Origin of the sequence: Flavobacterium muglaense (assembly GCF_014305155.1) — a bacterium.
Lineage (GTDB): Bacteria > Bacteroidota > Bacteroidia > Flavobacteriales > Flavobacteriaceae > Flavobacterium > Flavobacterium muglaense.
In genome coordinates this window covers 1-15,641 of sequence record NZ_JACRUK010000037.1, presented here as the reverse complement: position 1 = coordinate 15,641, position 15,641 = coordinate 1, and the positions used below count along the sequence as shown (strand labels likewise).

General features: G+C 34.6%; 14 protein-coding genes. 4 read left to right on the top strand and 10 right to left on the bottom strand.

All coding sequences use genetic code 11. From position 1 onward, the window contains the following. Positions 1-6: 6 nt before the first annotated feature. The 3 genes from menA to H8R24_RS13280 form a co-directional block, all read right to left on the bottom strand. Positions 7-966: a 1,4-dihydroxy-2-naphthoate octaprenyltransferase gene (menA, locus tag H8R24_RS13290; protein WP_187019851.1), complete on the bottom strand. Its 960-nt coding sequence runs from the start codon at positions 964-966 to the stop codon at positions 7-9. 97 nt (positions 967-1,063) lie between these two features. Beyond that, on the bottom strand, positions 1,064-1,894 hold the full coding sequence (locus H8R24_RS13285) for a 1,4-dihydroxy-2-naphthoyl-CoA synthase (protein ID WP_026707374.1): 831 nt from the start codon (positions 1,892-1,894) through the stop codon (positions 1,064-1,066). A 658-nt stretch (positions 1,895-2,552) separates the two neighbouring features. Then, complete coding sequence (locus H8R24_RS13280) at positions 2,553-3,407, bottom strand: CvfB family protein (RefSeq protein WP_187019886.1); 855 nt, start codon at positions 3,405-3,407, stop codon at positions 2,553-2,555. Positions 3,408-3,756: 349 nt separating this feature from the next. Here H8R24_RS13280 and H8R24_RS13275 point away from each other — a divergent pair, with 349 nt between their 5' ends. Further along, positions 3,757-5,109: a M28 family metallopeptidase gene (locus H8R24_RS13275; RefSeq protein ID WP_187019854.1), complete on the top strand. Its 1,353-nt coding sequence runs from the start codon at positions 3,757-3,759 to the stop codon at positions 5,107-5,109. Positions 5,110-5,169: 60 nt separating this feature from the next. On the opposite strand, the gene H8R24_RS13270 is transcribed toward H8R24_RS13275, so the two are convergent. Both H8R24_RS13270 and menD read right to left on the bottom strand, forming a co-directional pair. Then, positions 5,170-5,514, bottom strand: a complete 345-nt coding sequence (locus tag H8R24_RS13270; protein ID WP_187019857.1) for a DUF2853 family protein — start codon at positions 5,512-5,514, stop codon at positions 5,170-5,172. 179 nt (positions 5,515-5,693) lie between these two features. After that, positions 5,694-7,355: a 2-succinyl-5-enolpyruvyl-6-hydroxy-3-cyclohexene-1-carboxylic-acid synthase gene (gene menD, locus H8R24_RS13265; RefSeq protein WP_187019859.1), complete on the bottom strand. Its 1,662-nt coding sequence runs from the start codon at positions 7,353-7,355 to the stop codon at positions 5,694-5,696. Between the two features lie 139 nt (positions 7,356-7,494). On the opposite strand from menD, the gene H8R24_RS13260 reads away from it, so the two are divergent. Further along, a complete protein-coding gene (locus H8R24_RS13260) occupies positions 7,495-7,992 on the top strand; it encodes a GNAT family N-acetyltransferase (protein ID WP_187019862.1) in 498 nt (165 codons plus the stop codon). A 71-nt stretch (positions 7,993-8,063) separates the two neighbouring features. Here the strand turns inward: H8R24_RS13260 and H8R24_RS13255 are convergent, their stop codons facing one another. The 5 genes from H8R24_RS13255 to H8R24_RS18435 all read right to left on the bottom strand — a co-directional run bounded on the left by H8R24_RS13255 (position 8,064) and on the right by H8R24_RS18435 (position 13,844). Continuing rightward, positions 8,064-8,651 carry a glutathione peroxidase gene (locus tag H8R24_RS13255; RefSeq protein ID WP_187019864.1) on the bottom strand — a complete coding sequence of 196 codons (588 nt, stop codon included), beginning with the start codon at positions 8,649-8,651 and terminating at the stop codon, positions 8,064-8,066. A gap of 360 nt (positions 8,652-9,011) precedes the next feature. Then, positions 9,012-11,225: a TonB-dependent receptor gene (locus H8R24_RS13250; protein WP_187019867.1), complete on the bottom strand. Its 2,214-nt coding sequence runs from the start codon at positions 11,223-11,225 to the stop codon at positions 9,012-9,014. A gap of 7 nt (positions 11,226-11,232) precedes the next feature. Continuing rightward, a complete protein-coding gene (locus tag H8R24_RS13245; protein ID WP_187019869.1) occupies positions 11,233-12,528 on the bottom strand; it encodes a tetratricopeptide repeat protein in 1,296 nt (431 codons plus the stop codon). 89 nt (positions 12,529-12,617) lie between these two features. Further along, positions 12,618-13,166 carry a DUF4331 family protein gene (locus H8R24_RS18440; RefSeq protein ID WP_187019872.1) on the bottom strand — a complete coding sequence of 183 codons (549 nt, stop codon included), beginning with the start codon at positions 13,164-13,166 and terminating at the stop codon, positions 12,618-12,620. Between the two features lie 27 nt (positions 13,167-13,193). Next, a complete protein-coding gene (locus H8R24_RS18435) occupies positions 13,194-13,844 on the bottom strand; it encodes a DUF4331 family protein (RefSeq protein ID WP_187019875.1) in 651 nt (216 codons plus the stop codon). Between the two features lie 231 nt (positions 13,845-14,075). Here H8R24_RS18435 and H8R24_RS13230 point away from each other — a divergent pair, with 231 nt between their 5' ends. Both H8R24_RS13230 and H8R24_RS13225 read left to right on the top strand, forming a co-directional pair. Beyond that, positions 14,076-14,606, top strand: coding sequence for an RNA polymerase sigma factor (locus H8R24_RS13230; RefSeq protein ID WP_187019878.1), 531 nt, complete (start codon positions 14,076-14,078; stop codon positions 14,604-14,606). Further along, positions 14,606-15,400 (top strand): anti-sigma factor, encoded by a 795-nt coding sequence (locus H8R24_RS13225; RefSeq protein ID WP_187019881.1) that lies wholly within the window; start codon positions 14,606-14,608, stop codon positions 15,398-15,400. The genes H8R24_RS13230 and H8R24_RS13225 overlap by 1 nt, the downstream gene beginning before the upstream one ends. Positions 15,401-15,641 lie beyond the last annotated feature (241 nt).

The following is a 15,641-nucleotide window of genomic DNA, read 5'->3' as shown; positions in this document are numbered from 1 at the left end:
TGTTTTTTATCGACCTCCTAAAAATAAGTTTACAAATAGATCTTGAATTAGTGATACCATACATAGTGCCAAAAGTATCGATAAAGCAAAAGTACTTAGTGCTACTTTTTTTAATTCAGGATCTAATAGCTTAGGCTCGTTGTTTTTACTAACTGTACTTAAATGCTTGATTAAAGGAATAAATGCTAGCACAAATAAGTATTGATCCCAACGGTACTCGCTTAAAAAAGCAAATAACAACACCAAAATCATAGCAGATACAATCAAGAAATAATGGTATTTCTTGGCTTTCGCACCGCCAATTTGAACTACAATTGTGTTTTTATTTGATTTTCGATCAGATGCTTCGTCCCGCATGTTGTTTAAATTTAAAACCGCAACACTCAAAAAACCAATGGCCGTTGCTGGTAAAAAAAGTTCGAAATCAATTTCTTTTGAATATAAAAAATTCACTCCTAAGGTACTTACTAGTCCAAAGAAGATAAATACAAACACATCTCCAAAACCACGGTATCCATAAGCTTTACTTCCTACTGTATAACGGATTGCTGAGGCAATTGCTACAATTCCCAAGGCTAAATAGAAGAAAGAATAAAATAAATTAGAATCTCCAAAAGCAAAATAAATCAATAAGATCGCCGAGAACAAAGTAAGCACCGATGTTATGATTATAGCTGTTTTCATGGCTTGCGGCGAAATAAGTCCGCTTTGAATAGCGCGCATAGGACCCACACGGTCTGCATTATCAGTTCCTTTTACTCCATCACCGTAGTCATTGGCAAAATTGGACAGTACTTGCAACCCTAAGGTGGTTAAAATAGCAAAACCAAACACTTTCCAACTAAATACGTCAGTGGGCGTTTCATAATCATCTGTAGGGCGCAAGGCATACATACTACCTACAATTATTCCTGATACCGATAAAGGCAATGTGCGCAAACGAGCCGCTTCAATCCAATGTTTCATTTTAAATGTTTTAGTTTAATGTTTAAAGTTTATTAGTTTAAAGTTTATTAGTTTAAAGCGTTTGAAACCACTTTAAACTTTAAACCTGAAACTATTTTTATGGCAACCATTTTTTCTCAAAATTAGGCTTACGCTTTTCAAGAAATGCGTTTCTACCTTCTTTAGCCTCTTCAGTCATATAGGCTAAACGAGTTGCTTCACCAGCAAAAACTTGTTGTCCCACCATTCCGTCATCTGTAAGATTCATAGCAAATTTTAGCATTTTAATAGCCATAGGCGATTTTCCTAAAATTTCTTGAGCCCACTCATAAGCGGTATCTTCTAGCTCAGCATGAGGAATCACGGCATTTACCATTCCCATATCCATAGCTTCTTGAGCCGAATAATTACGTCCCAAGAAGAAAATTTCACGTGCCTTCTTTTGTCCTACCATTTTAGCTAAGTAAGCCGATCCATAACCACCATCAAAGCTTGTTACATCAGCATCTGTTTGTTTAAAAATAGCATGTTCCTTACTTGCCAGTGTCATATCACACACTACATGCAAACTATGACCACCACCAACAGCCCATCCTGGAACTACGGCTATTACTACTTTTGGCATAAAACGGATCAAACGCTGTACTTCTAGAATATTCAAACGGTGTTGCCCATCTTCACCTACATATCCTTGATGTCCACGTGCGTTTTGATCTCCACCGCTACAAAACGAGTATACTCCATCCTTAGACGAAGGCCCTTCTGCCGAAAGTAAAACCACTCCTATCGAAGTGTCTTCCTGAGCGTCATAAAAAGCTTGGTATAATTCGGCTGTCGTTTTAGGTCTAAAAGCATTACGCACATCTGGTCTATTAAACGCGATTCGCGCCACACCATTGCACTTTTTATAGGTTATATCTTCAAATTCTCTTGCAGTTATCCAATCCATTTTATGAGTTTTTAATTTTATAGTGTAAAAATAAATCATTTTTTACACATTAAGCAATTGTAAGCAAGTCTATCTGTAAGTAAAATTTTATTGGTCGCTTGTTTTTAGTCATAAATAAAACAAATTTGAAACTTTATCACACCATTTACAAAAAGATTTATTATCTTTAACTATTGCTAATCAGTATCATACCATTACATAATGATGTTGATTGATTGAATTAGTTCACTGAATTATTAACCTAAAAAAAGAATGCTTTTGAAAAATTTAAAACACTTTACCACTCTTTTTTGCACGATGCTCAAATTAAAAATCGAAGAAAAAGAGCCCAATGGGAAAATAGTAAACAAAATAAGGATATTTCAATAGTAACCCCTGTGGTTAAAGCGTAGATTACCATACTTGGTTAATCAATAATCTGTAAAATGAAAAAGTAAAATCTACACGTAATTATAAAAAACCAATGGCTATAAAGTGAATTTGAGCCTCAATTTTATTTACTTATTAAAAAACGGCAAAGACACAAATGCAATAGTAGTAAAAATACGCTTTTGCAAAAAATCACATCATAACGCCCATTTTATAAAGGCGTTATAAATAGAAAGACTAACCGGATAACCGATTAGTCTTTCTTTTTTCTATACTAAAATGGAATTTTTTATTCTTTAACCAAGTAAATTCCGTCTTCTTTTATTTCAATCAATTTCTCTCTATACAAAGCACCAATCGCTTTCTTGAAGGTTTTTTTACTCATTTTCAAGACCGTTTTAATATCTTCAGGATGTGAGTTATCTGTCAGCCTTAAAAAACCACGACTCGCTCTCAATTCATCTAGAATTTTATCGGCATTAGGCTCGATGCTTTGGTACCCTTGAATTTGCAAAGCCACATCAATTTTATTATCAGGACGCACCGTTTTAATGTATCCACGCATACGATCTCCCGTTCTTATCGAATCATCATACACTTCATCTTTGTACAATAACCCTTTATGACGCTCATTGATAATCACATTTATACCCAATTCCGTGATATGCGAAACGATTAAATCTACCTCTTCTCCTTTTTCAACCGTCAATTCATCGTTTTTCAAGAATTGGTTGGTTTTACTAGAAGCTACTAAACGGTTGGTTTTTTCGTCCATATAAAGGTACACCAAGTAACGTTTCCCTTTTTCCATCGGGCGCGCTTGCTCTTTAAACGGAACCAAAATGTCTTTTTCCATTCCCCAATCCATAAAAGCACCTACTTGATTCACATAATTCACACGCAAAAGCGCAAATTCGTTCAATAATATATAAGGCTCTAATGTAGTAGCAACGGGACGTTCTTCATGATCTAAATAAACAAAAACAATAAGCTCCTCACCTATTTCAAATTCATTTGGAACATATTTATTAGGTAAAAGCACATCGTGAATCCCTTCAGGATCAGTATCTGGAGTTCCCAAAAATAAACCAACTTGGGTGTCACGAAGTATTGTAAGCGTATTGTATTTTCCTATTTCAATCATTTTATTCAATTTTCTAAGCGGCAAAGGTACGAAGTTTGAAAATAGTAAACTCATCCCATCTTAGAATTTACTTTTATTTTACCTTTTAGAAGCATAACACTCTTATTCCTAACCACAATCCTCCTGCTGTCCGCACTATCTTTTTGGCTGAACCCCAGCCAAAAAAGGATAGTCACTCCCATCAGGGCTGTGCCAAAACATTTCGTTTTTTCAAGCACGCTTTTAACCCAGAACGTCCGTAAATTATAAAACAGTAACTCCTTAAACAAGTATTAAAACTCCTTGAGACCACAATTACTTCTCTTTTTTTACTTATTTTTAGACTTTAAAAAATAAATAACTTCAAAAAATGAAAACAAACCCTATTCTTTTTCTTTTTGCAGTCCTGTTTTGTACCCAAATTACAGTGGCCCAAATTACCAATGACGACCCCGAAATCAAGAAAATGGTTGCTGAGATAAAAGCCGAAAGCCTTGAAAACACCGTTAAAAAACTAGTCTCTTTTGGAACCCGACACACTTTAAGTGATACCAAAAGTAAAACTAGAGGAATTGGAGCGGCTCAACAATGGGTGAAATCAGAATTCGAAAAATACGCAACCGAATCAAATGGAAGACTTACTGCTACCGTTGATTATTTCACCATCAAAGCCGATGGTAAAAGAATTGCGCAAGACAGCCAACTCGGCAATGTGATGGGAACTTTAAAAGGAACCGACCCTAATGATGATCGTGTATTAATCATCAGCGGCCATTTGGATTCCCGCGTTACGGACGTAATGGATGCCAAATCGGATGCGCCAGGAGCTAATGATGATGGCTCTGGAGTAGCTGCTATGATGGAACTAGCCAAAATTATGAGCAAGCGATCCTTCCCGTACACTATTATATTTGTTGCTGTGACCGGCGAAGAACAAGGATTATACGGTGCGCGCCATCTAGCCGAAATAGCCAAAAAAGAAAACTGGAACATTGTTGCCATGTTAAACAATGACATGATAGGAAACAGTCTGTCTAGCGGTACTAATTTAAGAGACAATACTAAGGTTCGCGTTTTTAGTGAGGCAACTCCTTACCTAGAAACCGAAGACGAAGCTAAAATGAGAAAACTAATCAATAGAGACAATGATAGCCCTTCCCGTTTACTTGCAAGATACATTAAAACCACTACAGATCAATATGTAGATCAACTAGAGGTCAATCTTGTCTATAGAAACGATCGCTTTTTACGAGGCGGTGATCATACGCCTTTTAGCCAAAATGGTTTTACAGCAATTCGTTTTTGCGAAATGAACGAAAACCACGACCACCAGCACCAAGACTTACGTACCGAAAACAATATTAAGTACGGCGATCTTCCTGAATTCATGGATTTTGAGTATTTGCGTAAAATTGCAGGATCTAATTTGGCTACTTTGGCTAATCTAGCTTGGGCACCTAAAGCACCTACTGCTGTGGGAATCGAAGTAAAAGACCTGACTAACTTTTCTACCTTAGCATGGAAAGCGCCAGAAGGCAAAAAAGTATATGGCTACCAAATATTAATCAGAGAAACATCTGATACCAATTGGCAAAAATCAATCTTTGTTCAGGATACAAAAGCAACTATTCCTTATTCTAAGGATAACTTTCTATTTGCCGTGCAATCTATAGATGAATTAGGTCACGCAAGCTTACCGCTATTCCCTACACCTATTCGATAACTGTACTACAACCCATAAAAAAAGCGCCCAAAAGGCGCTTTTTATTTTTATCTCTATTATTTACTTGTTGTAAACACTTTCTTTTTTAAAGTGAACCGCTAGTAAATAATACACTACAGCTCTGTATTTATTTGCATTTGAGCGACCGTACTTTTCAATAACTGCATCAATTCCTGCATCTAATTCTGGACCGTCTGTAAGACCTAATTTTTTAATTAAAAAATTATTTTTCACTGTATCCAATTCTGATTGTTGACTTCCTGCAACTGTCGATGAATCTTTATTATAGATTGAAGGACCACAACCAATAGTTACTTTTGTCAATAAATCCATATCCGGATTAACGCCACATTTATCTTTTAAATCCGCAGCATACTTTACAATTAAATCTTCTCTTGCACTCATAAATAGTATTTTTTATTTTATTTGTTATTACTCTATTTCTCTCAAATTTATAAAATAATTCTTTACAAATGCATTAAAATCAAGATAATTAAGGCATTAATGGACTAAAACCTCAAAAAAAACGATAAAAAACAGCAAAATTCAGTTTTCAGCGCTAAAACCTTAAAAATGAGTCCTTATTATATCAATTCTTTAAAGAATTGTAATAATATTTTGTCGTTTTCTAATGTTGGTGTAAAAACCTCCAATATAACAGGTTTTTCATTCTGTTCGTACAATTGCTGTAAGCCAGTTGTTAAAGTCGCTTCATCATGCGCTATCAGGTAATCAAATCGATACATTTTGGCGAGATGTTCGGCTGTTAAGCAATGTGAAGTTTCAAAATAAGTATTAAATACAGGCGTTTCTGCATGACCTGGTAAAATTCTAAAAATACCACCGCCTCCATTATTAATCAATATAATCTTGAAATTCTTGGGGATGTAGTTATTCCATAACGCATTACTATCGTATAAAAAACCAATATCACCTGTTATAAAAACCGTTTGCTTTCCATTGGCAACAGCCGCTCCAATAGCTGTAGAGGTACTACCATCGATTCCACTTGTTCCTCGATTGCAAAACACCTCGATAGAAGGATCAATTTCAATCAATTGTGCGTATCGAATAGCGGAGCTGTTACTAATTTGCAATTGACTGTTTTTAGGTAAATTTGGAATTACTTTTTCAAAAACTTTAAAGTCGGAAAAAGAGATCTTTGACCAATACTCCTCACTTTTTTGCTTTCGCAAAAGTTTCAAAGCTTGCCCTTTTGCAAAATAATCACTATCGATATCGTGTGTTAGTGGTAAGAATGCATCAAAAAACACATTCGTTTCCACCTCAAAATGCTTCGTTAATATCCCAAAAGTATCGTAAGCTCTTAAAGAATCAATATGCCAATGGTGTTTGGGTTTGTATTTCCTTAAAAAAGCTTTAATCCTTTTTGAAACGATCATTCCTCCAAAAGTTACCAAAATATCAGGACAAAAATCCATGAAATCTTGATCTGTAAAAGGGGTAATTATCGTGTCGATATTATTGATAAATGTAGGATGATGCAAATTCGATGTCGTTTCGGTCAATACCACAACAGAATTGTCCTTGGCCAAAGCCTGAACCGTTTCATCACTTACTACATTGGGATCATTAACGCCAACCAAAACCATTTTTCGGGCTGAATTGTTCCAGATTTTTGCAAAATCAGCTAAATCTCCAGTTGCGATTGTCTTGTTTACTTTTGCGGAAGCGATAAATGTTGTCTGTACTGAAAGCTCCGTAACCGTTTCATATAAAGGCTCTTCAAAAGGAGCATTGATATGCACGGGACCTTTTTTATCAATTGCTGCATTAATTGCCTCGTTGATTTTTATATCGTTTTCAATCGAAACTTCTTCCTGTAAATTAGCATTGTAAACAGAGTGGTTAGCAAATACATTTTCTTGTCGAATGGTTTGTCCATCACCAATATCGATCTTGCTTTGCGGACGATCAGCCGAAATCACAATTAATGGAATCTGACTGTAAAAAGCCTCGGCATAAGCAGGGTAATAATTCAACAATGCGGATCCTGATGTACAAACCAAAGCCACCGGTTCCTTAGTTTGTTGTGCGATTCCAAGTGCAAAAAAAGCTGCCGAACGCTCATCGGCAATACTGTAACAATTGAAAGCAGGATTGCTCGAAAAACCAATTGTTAGCGGTGCGTTACGAGAACCTGGCGAAATTACTATTGTTGTGATTCCTTTGCTCAAACAAGTTTGGATAATGCTTTGCGCTAAAGGTATTTTGGGATAAATCATTAAAAATTAGTTTAAATTTTAAGGTAAAAAAAGTCATAAATTACTTTGAACCTCAACGGGTACAAAGTTACAAACTTGCAGGCTGTTTTTGATTCATTTCGGTTGATTTTTATTATTTTTGGGAACAAAAAATTATGTCATGGAAATCAAGTTAAGAGCCTACAAAACCGAAGACACGCAAGCCATTTTAGAAATAATTAATTACAATATTCTAAATTCAACTGCTTTGTACGATTATAACATTCGCACTTATGAGCAACAAAAAGCCATTTTGGATGATAAAATAGCTAAAAACTTCCCCGTAATTGTAGCCGAGTTAGATGGTGTTGTTACCGGTTTTGGGATGTACAGTGATTTTAGATTTCGCGAAGCGTACAAATTCACTGTCGAGCATTCTGTATATGTCAACAACGATTTTCACGGCAAAGGAATTGGAAAATTACTTCTTGTCGAATTAATTGCGCTTGCCAAAAAGCAAGGATTACACACCATGATTGCGGTAATTGATGCCGAAAATCAAAGTAGTGTTGACTTTCATGAAAAATACGGTTTCAAAACGGTAGGAATCATCAAGGAATCTGGTTTTAAATTTGACCGTTGGTTGCATTCGGTGTTCATGCAATTGATTTTAGAATAAAAAAAATGCACTATTCCTTTGTTTAACCAAATGGAAATAGTGCATTCAACTTTGTTTATTTTTTTATCAAATTACGCTTTGATCCAGTCCACAACTGATGGGTCTGTAGGTAATGTTTTTGGTGCAATTACTTTTACCAATTCACCGTTTTCATTGATAAGGTATTTTTGAAAATTCCATTCTACATTCGAATCTTGCAATCCATTCTTCTCTTTTTGAGTCAAAAACTGATAGATAGCACACATATCATCTCCTTTTACAGAAACTTTGTCCATCATGGGGAAAGTCACACCATAATTAAGTTGGCAAAAAGAAGCAATTTCTTCGTTTGTACCTGGCTCTTGCGACGCAAAATTATTTGCTGGAAAGCCTACAATTACAAACCCTTTGTCTTTATATTCTTTATATATAGCTTCTAAATCTTTGTATTGAGGTGTCAAACCACATTTTGATGCTGTATTGACAATTATTACTTTTTTACCTTTCAACGAAGCAAAATCAAAGATATTCCCTGATAAATCTTCTACTTTAAATTGGTAAATATTTTGTTTTTCCATAGCCATCTCGGTTTTTTTATTGTTTTCTTTTTTTCCCTGAGCTTCATTTTTGCAACTAAAAAGTAGTAGTGCTGAACAAGCTATAACTAATAGGTTTTTCATATTATTATTTTTTTGATAAAATTAAACAAATTGTTAGTACTATTATGTGTATTAACTTTTTATTAATATTGAACAACTGTTAAAAAAAAAACCTAGCGCTAAACCAAAACGCTAGGCTAACAAACTAAAAAACAAACCATTCATTTATTACATTAGCTGTTGAATGTAATTTTATATTTGTTATCCTTCAACCACATAGAAACATAGGCTTATAAATCCTAAAAGTCGTTTTACTTAAATATAGAAAGCCATAGCCATCTGAACCCAAAATTGGGCTATACCACTCTTTTTTGCTGTGCTTCTATGTGGTTAAATTTTATAATTAGATTCTTTGATCAGACCCACAAAGATTAGTTTAAATCAAAATATATAGGTCACTTTAGCCTTCATAAAAAAAGGAGTACCCGGAGTAAAATGAATTTCTTTTATGCTAGCAGTTTCGTTTTGCAATCTGGATTCAGTGGCAAACTGGGTTTCATTCCATCTGGTATTCAATAAATTCTCTATTGACAGCCCGAAAATGACTTTATCATAAGTATAATTTAAATTCAAATCAGCTATTACATATCCCTTTGCTACTATCGAATTATCCTCATTAGCAGGGCGACTTTTTAAGTAACGGTAACGCAATCCTCCCGAAAATCCATTCCATTTTTGAAAACTCAACCCCCCTGTTGATGTAAAATCTGGAGCAAGTGGAATATAGTTTTGTCCGCTTGGTTCATCAATACTACGGGAGTAAGTATAATTTGCGTCAGCGTCAAAATATAAATAATCATTCAACTGGTATCGCAATCCTAAATCGACTCCCATGCGTTTTGTTTTTCCACTCGGCTCAATGATTCCAGCATCTCCCACGTACACAAATTCTTGCTCTAGGTACAAATACCATAAAGCTGAATTCACTATTAAATTAGGAAATGGTTTCCAAATTGTCCCAACATCTGCGCCGATAGCCCTAGGTAAAACTTGCTTTCCGTTGTTTTGAACCACTACTCTGGCATCATTCGAATGAAAACCAAATCCTGATTTTACAAAAAACTGCAGGTTGTTATTTTGAGAATAAATGAAATTTAATTTTGGAGACAATTTTACTTCAGTTTCCGACTGTGTTTTATAACTCGTTGCTAATTTGTCTTGGTAATTGAATTTAAAATAATCCACTCTCAAAGCGGGATTAATCATCAGTTTCCCAAATCGGAACTCGGTATTCAGATAGCTAAAACCATTAGTTTCATCAATATCACCTAGTTTGATTCGTTCTAGAACTGTTGTTCTATTTAAAGTATGTGACAATTCGGTATCAACTGTAGCATCAGCGCGATAACCAACTCCCAATTGAAACAGCACATCCCAATTATTATTTTTTACTTTCTTATTCAGCTCGGCATTCATTCCATAAATTGAACGGTTTTCTTTTTGCTTGATTTGATCGCCATTGATAGGATCTTCTAAGAAAAAAGTAAAATTAGAATACAATTCAAATTCATATTTTGAATAGAAAGCATTGGATTTCAAAAATGTATTTTCATCGATGGGCTTCTTGAAACTTGCATTGATATTAGTTCGGCTCGTATTCCCACCTTCGGTATCATCAACGGCACCAAATCTAGAAATGGTACCATTATCTACTAACCGTTGTGGTATTTGGCCAGAAGCATCCCACTTACTAGAAAAACGTGAGGCAGCAATGGAAAATTTACTATTATCGTCTAAAATTGCCGAATATTTCCCTAACAGATTGACTCTATTAAAATTTTGGGGAGAATCAAACGGGCCATCTGTTAGGATATATTCTGTAGCGATATAAGCCGATTGTTTTTTTTGTTTGTCCAATAAATTAAATAAACCTACAGTCCGCAAGGTATTAAACTGACCCGCTTCAATACTGATACTGCTTTTGTCTAATTTTTCTTTGGTTTGGAAGGCTACGTATCCTGCGGTTGCAAAATCCCCTTTGTCCGCATAATACGCGCCTTTTCCAAAATCTATTTTCTCTACCGTTTCTGGAATCACAAAATGCAAGTCGGCGTAGCCTTGACCGTGCGCATGAGAAACCATATTAACCGGCATACCATCTACCGAAATAGCAATATCAGTCCCGTGATCAATATCAAAACCTCTCAAGAATATTTGCTCTGCCTTCCCTCCTCCTGCGTGTTGCCCAATGAATAATCCTGGTACTTTTCGAAGAATTTCTTGAGACGAATTTACGGGTGTTGTTTCCAAATCAATTTTAGAAATCACATTCATAGCTGAGAGCTTTTGTTGGATTACAATTTCGTTCAATCTAAAAATATCATCTTCTAACCGAATATTATTTTCACCATTAACTACCATATAATTCAACTTTTTATAGCCTAAAGCACTTATCTTTAATCGATCTCCAATAGTTGTTTTATCAATACTGAACATCCCTAAATAATTAGTATGCGCATGACTTTCTGAGTTTGTATTTATTATGTAAGCATTCTCAATAACGTTCCCAAATTGATCTGTGATGGTTCCCTTTTGGACTTGACTGTGCGATACTAATCCAGTAAAGAAAAGCATAAAGGCTATAAAATATCTCATCTGGTTTTTATAATTGATTGACTTTCTTCTCAAAATTTGGACCTAATTCGTAAAGACTGGCTAGTAAGTCTTGTTTTATAGGAGCTACTTTTTGAATTTCTTTATTTGCTTTATAAATCATCGCCAAATGGTATTGCACTTTTGGTTCGAATGATTTTCCAACAACATGCTTTTGGGCAATTTCGAGCGCCTTTTTAGGTTGACCGTTATTTAAATAAGACCAAGCCAATAAATCATAGGAATCTGGTGTAGGTCGGTGATCCACTTCGATCTTTGCAATTTCTACTGCTTTTGAGGTATTTGCTTTTTCATCGGCGTAGATTAAGGTGTTGTATTTATTGTACATCGCACCATAATTATTAGCATTCAACATATTGAAATAGGCTTTTTCATTGGCATCAGCTTCTTTTTTATTGCCTTCAAATTGTGCAATTTGCGATTTCAATAAAAAGAAATCAGGTGTATTATGGGTAACTTCAATAGCTTCGACAATTCTTTTTGCTTCGGTTGTATTGCGCTCGTGCGAAAAAACAATCCAAGCAATTCCTTTTAGAGCATAGGAATAATTGGGATCTATTGCTAATGTTTTTAAATAACTGTCGTATGATTCTTGTATCATTCCTGCGTGACCATAAAAATCACCTAGATTAGAATACGACCATATTTTAAGTGTTTTGTTGTCTTCTTTTTCGGCTATGTCTCGCGCCTTTTCCATGAAAGTGATTGCTGTTTTTAAATCGCCTTTATGGTCATTCCATTTAGCCAAACGTATTAAATAATCATAATCCTTCATGTCTTTTATAGCATTCAAATTAGTTTCCGCTTCCGCAAAATCACCTAATTCCATGTGGACATCAAATAACAATTTTTGAGTTTCTTTACGTCCCTCGCCTATTGCCAATGCTTTATTGGCCAAAGCCAAAGCTTCCTTAAATCGATGTTGCGCGATATAATTACGTCCCAAAGAACGCAAGGTTGAAACTTTAGAATATTGACTCGCTTGATTGGACTGTGTTAGTAAATCTTCGGTTTTATATAAGTTTTTAATGTTTCCGGTGTACTCAAAAAGTGTAGCATACTTAGCAGCTATAACGCCCAAATATGTTTTTTGATTGGGTGCGGCATCGTACTTGGCTTGCCAAAAAGCTATTTCTTTATTTGCAAAATCCAGTGATTCATTGCTTGCCAGATGCAAGTATTTATCGTAATCGGCAGTTTTTGTAATTTGGTTTGGTTTAGTATCGCAAGCGAAAATAAAAAGGATTGTAAAAACCAGGACGGGGATAACTTTATAAGGTTTCATAATCTAAATGTTTTTGTGATTAATTAATAGTAGAAAAAAAAACAGAGTACTAACTTCATTCGGTACTCTGTTTTTTTTTTAGTAGTCTCTTACCAAGCAGCTGCTAAATAAGGGAATGAAGCTGTAAATGCTTTATCATTTGCATCCACGTGATCTGAAGTAAGTCCAGGATTAGCTGCCCCATTAGAACCTCCAAAGATTAAAAGTAGTTCTACATCAATTACGTCATCAGCCAAAGCTCTACCTGTTAAGACATTAGTTCCATCAAAGAAAGTAGTTTTCCCAGTAGTTTTAACATTCAACACGTCAGTAGCTAACAATCCTGTAAATTGCGCCGCAGTTTGTCCCAAGGCATTTGTTGTAAATCCTGGATTTAGCGCCATCAATCTTGATTGAAAGATAGATTGGTATTTAGCACCCATTGCTGATGGAATTGCTGCATTAAAATCGTCTTTTGGTTGACCCGACGCAATAAAAACAGTATTTATTGCTGGTCTAGCCATTTGATCTTGTTGTACAAAAGTCCCAGAGAAATCAGCACTTGCCATAGTATCATTATTGTCATCATTGTTACAGCTTACTGTAGCTAGTGCACCTATTAGTGCTAGTGTTATGATTTTGAATTTATTTGTTTTCATAATTTAGATTTTTTAGAATAAAATTTATTATTGTTTTTTCTTAGTTTCAGCCCACACATTCAAAGAAGCAGCTGTACCTAACATTGTTTTTGGGACTTCAACTACTACCGATAGTACATTTGATCCTGCAAAAGTATCTGTACCTGGATTTTTAAATGCTGTAGCAGTTCCGCCAAGGATTGCTTGAAACTGACCTAAGTCAAAAAAGAAAGGATCATCTCTAGGACCAGCAAAAAATTTCATTCCGTTTTGAGTTGAAGTAATTGCAGTAGCTCCGTATTTAGAAATTTCTACACTTCCAGAAGCTGAAGCTGTTTTAATAGTACTTGATGTACCTGTTGCTGATGGTGCATAAGGTCCGAAGAAATACATCTTATCTCCTTTTTTAATAGCTTGAATTACCAAGTCTTCTACATTATCACCGGTATTGTCGATGTTAATTTCAATCATCACATTTTCATTAAAAGACGCTCCCGCTGTTGCATTAGGGCTTAACAATCCTTGAGTGTTTACTGCAAAAACTAAATTACTAGTTTCTTGTCCTTGAAAAGTGTACATGTCTGTAATGTCTGCTGCATTACCTGTTACTGATGGAGCATCTACGTGATCTGCTGCTACTAGAATTAGACCTGACATCGCCACTAGCGAAAGACCTAATATCATTTTTGTTTTTTTCATTTTGTTATAATTTATAAGGTTATAAAAGCATTTACGGGAATGTTTCCGTTAGGGTTTTAAAAAAAATAAAAAAAACTTAAAATAATTTTCAAAGCGTTAATTATCAATATTTTAAAATTGTAAAAAAATCACAATTTTTTAAATCTAATTTTTATTTGAAGGCTATTTTTAATAAATTAAATTAAATATGGATAAGTTTGTATAAGTTTGTAATTGCTAAACTTATACATTATGACCCAAGAAGAACTATTAGTATTAATTTACAAAAAAGACGAAAGAGCCTTCACGCATCTCTATGATATGTACGCTAAAAGTCTGTTCTCTGTAATCAACGTACTAGTGAGAAATAGAGAAGAGGCCGAAGATGTACTTCAAGATGTTTTTGTGAAAATCTGGAAAAACATTGATTCCTATAATGAAAGTAAGGGTCGATTTTATACCTGGATTCTCAATATTGCTAGAAATACTTCTATTGATAAACTGCGATCTAAAAACTTTAATAATAGCCAAAAAAACCTTTCTTCAGATAATTTCGTAAATCTATTAGACGACAGTAACAAACTGACGAGCAAAGTGGATACTATTGGGATTCAAGAGTTTGTAAAACGACTAAAACCCAAATGTATTCAAATAATAGATCTATTGTTTTTTAAAGGATTTACCCAACAAGAAGCTTCAGAAGAGCTGAATATTCCTTTAGGAACGGTAAAAACACACAATCGCAATTGCATCAATGATTTAAGAACTTATCTGAAAGTATAATGGAAAATAAAGAATACATAGAATCCGGAATTTTAGAGCTTTACGTTTATGGTTTACTTAGTGAAGCTGAAAACGAAGAAATCGCTGCTAAAGCAAAGAACGATACCCAAATAAATGATGAAATAATTGCCATTGAAAAATCAATTGTAGCTTTATCATCTAGTTTTGCCCCTTTTCATTCTGTGGCTAATTATGAAAAAATTAAAGAAAAGCTCGAATTAAAACATTCAAAAGTAATAGAGCTGGACGAAGAAGAACCTTCAAGAAACTGGTCGCAATACATTGGTTGGGCAGCAGCAATTGTACTACTATTAGGAGTTGCTTACCAATACAATGAACTGAATTTAACAACTAATCAAGTGGCAAATTCTCAAATTGAAAAGGTAAAAATAGAAAAAGAACTAAAATCATTGGAACTACAAAACAAAAACAATGAAACGAGTCTTGCTGTAGTACGAGATGAAAAAAATACGGTAGTTGCATTAGGTGGTCAAACAGTTGCTCCAGAATCGTCGGCCAAAGTATATTGGAACAAAGAAACACAAGTAGTTTATGTCGATGCTGCAGGATTACCAGAGCCTCCAAAAGGAATGGTATACCAAGTGTGGGCTTTAAAACTAAATCCTTTAACACCTACTAGTATTGGATTACTTGATAATTTTGATAAAAATAACCAACGCATTTTTGCTGTGAACAGTACAGGAGATGCCGAAGCTTTTGGGATTACACTGGAACCTAAAGGCGGTAGCTTAACGCCTACAATGGAACAATTATACACCTTAGGAAAAGTATAGATTCTTTCTAAAACATAACCCGTTGAGTGTCATTCAAATTTTGTAATTTATTAACCACATAGTAACATAGATTTTATTAAATTTTAATTTCGTTTTACTTTATTGTAGAAAACCATAGCTATGTGAACCCCTGAATTGGGCTATCCATCTCTCTTATTTCTATGTTATACCGAACAAAAATATAATATAAACCAATTTTGATAATTGGTTTTTTTATATTATATTTGGTCTATATTATAAC

What these genes read in the sequence shown, in the direction of transcription:
- H8R24_RS13225 (WP_187019881.1), top strand. Translation starts at nt 14,606, where the DNA reads ATGGAAAATAAAGAATACATAGAATCCGGAATTTTAGAGCTTTACGTT.
- H8R24_RS18435 (WP_187019875.1), bottom strand. Translation starts at nt 13,844, where the DNA reads ATGAAAAAAACAAAAATGATATTAGGTCTTTCGCTAGTGGCGATGTCA.
- menD (WP_187019859.1), bottom strand. Translation starts at nt 7,355, where the DNA reads ATGATTTATCCCAAAATACCTTTAGCGCAAAGCATTATCCAAACTTGT.
- H8R24_RS13245 (WP_187019869.1), bottom strand. Translation starts at nt 12,528, where the DNA reads ATGAAACCTTATAAAGTTATCCCCGTCCTGGTTTTTACAATCCTTTTT.
- H8R24_RS18440 (WP_187019872.1), bottom strand. Translation starts at nt 13,166, where the DNA reads ATGAAAACAAATAAATTCAAAATCATAACACTAGCACTAATAGGTGCA.
- H8R24_RS13280 (WP_187019886.1), bottom strand. Translation starts at nt 3,407, where the DNA reads ATGATTGAAATAGGAAAATACAATACGCTTACAATACTTCGTGACACC.
- H8R24_RS13275 (WP_187019854.1), top strand. Translation starts at nt 3,757, where the DNA reads ATGAAAACAAACCCTATTCTTTTTCTTTTTGCAGTCCTGTTTTGTACC.
- H8R24_RS13260 (WP_187019862.1), top strand. Translation starts at nt 7,495, where the DNA reads ATGGAAATCAAGTTAAGAGCCTACAAAACCGAAGACACGCAAGCCATT.
- H8R24_RS13285 (WP_026707374.1), bottom strand. Translation starts at nt 1,894, where the DNA reads ATGGATTGGATAACTGCAAGAGAATTTGAAGATATAACCTATAAAAAG.
- H8R24_RS13250 (WP_187019867.1), bottom strand. Translation starts at nt 11,225, where the DNA reads ATGAGATATTTTATAGCCTTTATGCTTTTCTTTACTGGATTAGTATCG.
- H8R24_RS13255 (WP_187019864.1), bottom strand. Translation starts at nt 8,651, where the DNA reads ATGAAAAACCTATTAGTTATAGCTTGTTCAGCACTACTACTTTTTAGT.
- H8R24_RS13230 (WP_187019878.1), top strand. Translation starts at nt 14,076, where the DNA reads ATGACCCAAGAAGAACTATTAGTATTAATTTACAAAAAAGACGAAAGA.
- menA (WP_187019851.1), bottom strand. Translation starts at nt 966, where the DNA reads ATGAAACATTGGATTGAAGCGGCTCGTTTGCGCACATTGCCTTTATCG.
- H8R24_RS13270 (WP_187019857.1), bottom strand. Translation starts at nt 5,514, where the DNA reads ATGAGTGCAAGAGAAGATTTAATTGTAAAGTATGCTGCGGATTTAAAA.